Raw genomic sequence first — 3,563 nt, forward strand, 5'->3', positions numbered from 1 at the left:
GTAAAGTTGAGCATTCTCAATGGAAATAGCAATTTGGGCAGATAAAAGTTTTAACAATTCTAGGCGATCGGTAGTAAAAGCCCCCTCAGTCAAATTATTTTCCAAATAAAGAAGACCAGTCAGCTTACCTTGGTGCAACAGAGGAGTACAAAGAATAGATTTCGGTTGAGTAGCTGCAATATAAGGATCGCGGGTAAATTGTCCCTCTTGAGCCGCATTATTTAACACCACATTTTCCTGAGTACGAATCACATAATTGGCGATCGCACAAGCCAGCAAAGGAGTACCCCCAGAAGCTGCTGTGGGATTGAGAGGAAGCGATTGCAGCACACTAACTTCATCCTCATTCACCGAACCTTCCGCCTCTAGCGCCCAGTTTCCCCCTTTTTCTAAAATCAAAAAACCTTTTTGCGCCCCCGCATTCTCGATCGCAATTTTCATCAATCTTTCCAGCAACCTACTCAAAACAATTTCACCCGAAATCGCTTGAGAAGCTTTCATCACCGTAGCTAAATCTAGCGTCTCACCCAAATTGTTGCTAGTAGTCGCCGTCGTAGTGCGATTAACTTTAGTTTGAGTAGTTGTCTTCCCTGAAGTTCTCGCGATTAATTGAGGATATTTTTCCTCCAAACTCTCAACTTTACGTTTAGCACCCCAGTATTGGTAGCCATAGTGGGCCTTAGTCAAATAGATTTGGGCAAATTCTTCTTTATCCTTCCCCAACCAGAACTTAGCAGCAAGTTCCGCCGCCAGCGCTTCATTCTGAATAAAATCACCCTCTCTAGCCTCAGCTATCGCGCGATCGTACAAATCCATCGCCTCCAAATCTCGACCTGAAATCCTCGCCATTTCTGCCGCCACTAGCGATAATTTATGTGCGAAACTTTCCGAGCAGTTATCAGCCCAAATTTTGATTTGTTTCTGATGAGCTTCTAATTGCTCCCAGTAATCTTTTCGCTCCGACTCAGAAACATCTGAATACAGAGCCGTTAAAATCAGACAACGGTAAAAATGATGGTGAGCACTAGAAATATGACCCATTAAATAATCGAGCAGTTCAGCAGCGCGATCCGATGCTTCTAGCGCCTCACTATACAGTCCGTAAAGATATAAAGTCTGCGCTTTTAAAACATAAAACTCGCACAGCGCCGCCATACTTTTACGGCTGTGGAAATTTTCTAAATGCTGTTCTTCGCTAACATCATCCTCTTCGCCCATCAAATTTAAAATGGCTATCTTATTAGCAATAATAATATCAATCGCCCATAAATTTTTAGTTTGCTCGCAAAAATGGAGCGACTTGCCAATATCTTCCAAAAGGTTATTCAAATTCATGCCCTGAAAGAAATAGGTAATAGTTTGAAACATCCGGTTATAACCCGTCCATTGCAAATTGCCCGATTGCAAGCCAACTTTATAACCTTCATTATTAATTTCCGCCGTAGTTTTGAGCGGTCTCACCCAGCAATTTAAGTAATTGGCAAAGATCACACTATCTTGGCAGTTTTGAGACAAGTTATTTGAATTTTCGCTGAGAGTCAGAGCGAGTCTGCCAAACTCATAAGCCGATTGGCAATCCCCTAAAATTGAATTTAGGATAATTCCATAACACGAATAGCAGTAAGACCCTCCCGCTACAAAACCGTACTTGAGAGAAAGGTTAATCGCTTTAATCACAGTCAACTTCCACAGTTCTTGAGATGAAAAGAACGTTAGCGGCCCCATGTTGCCCAATAATTTCATGGCCATTAGTTGAGCCGGATCTTTCATATTTTCGGCATGAATTAATGAAGCAATTTCTTGGTTTGCCAAGTTAGCTGTAGCTGTCGCCATTTCCGCATTAATCGCCTCACTTAAACTATCTTCAGCCAAGTCTATGCCCAGCAATTGAAGGGCTTTTAATCCCGATTGAACTGCTGCTTCATATTTACTCAGCAGAGTGTACTGCACGATCAAAATGTTATAAATTTCGGCTTTTTCTAGCTCAGATTTTGCCTGGGCAAATGCCACTTCTATTAAAGTTTCTGATTCTTCAAAATTGCCGTTTAAATATTCGGCCTCTGCCAGCTCCTTATGAAAGGTAAAAGCTAGTTCGTAGGAGTCTTGCCAAATATCGCCCGGTAAAATTTCTCGACCGAATTTTAAGTAGTCTCTGGCAGCAGCATAAGCCGTTGCATCTTTAGCTTTGCGAGCGGCTGTTAAATTTAAAATAGCGAGTTCAATTTTCTCGTTATCATCAATGATTAAAGTCCGACCAGAATTCAAATGATCGACTATTTCAAAAACTCTTTCGGCTTGTCGTTCAGGAGAAATATTCGCTAGTAATAGGCGACCAATTTGTAGGTGAATTGCGGTTTGCAGTTGGGAGTCAATCAAAGCGTAACCCGACTGCTGCACGCGGTCATGCAAAAATTTATAAGTAGTAATTACTAAGTCTGAATTAATTATTTCTTCTGCGGTAGCACCTAACTCAGAAGTAGTTAAAATCAATCCCTCTTGGATGGCTGGCAATAGTTCTTGAAACGTGGCTCCCCAAGATTTTTCATTAATAATTGAGAGAGTGTTTAAGTCAAAACTATTACCCACGCAAGCAGCCAAACGCAAAACTTGCTGAGTTGATGGGGGGAGTCTTTTCAATTTGCCAATCATCAATTCAATGACGTTATCAGTAATACCTACTGATTCAATTTCGGAAATGTTCCAATCCCAGTTTCTTGCGTGAAAGTTGAATTTTAGCAGGTTTTCTTGATAGAGAGTTTTGAGAAACTGATTGACAAAAAAAGGATTACCTTGAGTTTTACTGACCACTAACTCGGCTAGGGGGAGCGCTGAGTTTTGGTCTTTACGCACGGTATCAGTAATTAAGTTAACTATGTGGTGAAGGTGTAAGGGAGCTAAAGTAATTCGCTCGATTCTTGCACCTTGATTTTGCAGCTCGTCCAAAGTCATCATTAAAGGATGAGATGGGTTGACTTCGTTGTCTCGATAGGCACCAATTAGAAATAGATAATTGGTTTGCTCATCTGCTATCATTACTTGTAGCAATTTCAATGTGGCGGCATCAGCCCATTGTAAATCGTCGAGAAAGATGACTAAGGGATAGTCAACTGAACAAAAGACGCGGATGAATTTTTGAAATACTAAATTAAAGCGGTTTTGTGCTTCAGTAGCGCCTAATTCTTGTACGGCTGGCTGTGGGCCAATGATTAATTCTACTTCAGGAATGACATCTACAATGATTTGACTATTAGTACCAATAGCTGCTAAGATTTTGTGTTTCCAGGTATTGAGTTGATTTTCGCTTTCTGTTAAGAGTTGCTTGACTAATGATTGAAAGGCTTTGACAACTGCTGCGTAAGGGATATTTCTTTGAAATTGGTCGAATTTGCCGGCTATAAAATAACCTCTGGCTTTAGTAATTGGTTTATAAACTTCTTGTACTAAGGCGGATTTTCCAATGCCAGAGTAACCGGATACTAGCATCATTTCGGTGCTGCCCCTGCTGACTCGCTCAAAGGCTGCTAATAAGGTTTCAACTTCTGTTTCTCTGCCGTAGAGTTTTT

The 3,563-nt window shown here is 40.9% G+C and carries 1 protein-coding gene; it reads right to left on the reverse strand.

Annotated features, from left to right (window positions below; genetic code table 11):
* Window positions 1–3,563: AAA family ATPase (locus tag QUA34_RS29815; protein ID WP_333391097.1), on the reverse strand; the 3,563-nt coding region annotated here is incomplete at both ends.

The organism is Microcoleus sp. POL10_C6, assembly GCF_036701585.1.
Taxonomy (GTDB): domain Bacteria; phylum Cyanobacteriota; class Cyanobacteriia; order Cyanobacteriales; family Microcoleaceae; genus Microcoleus.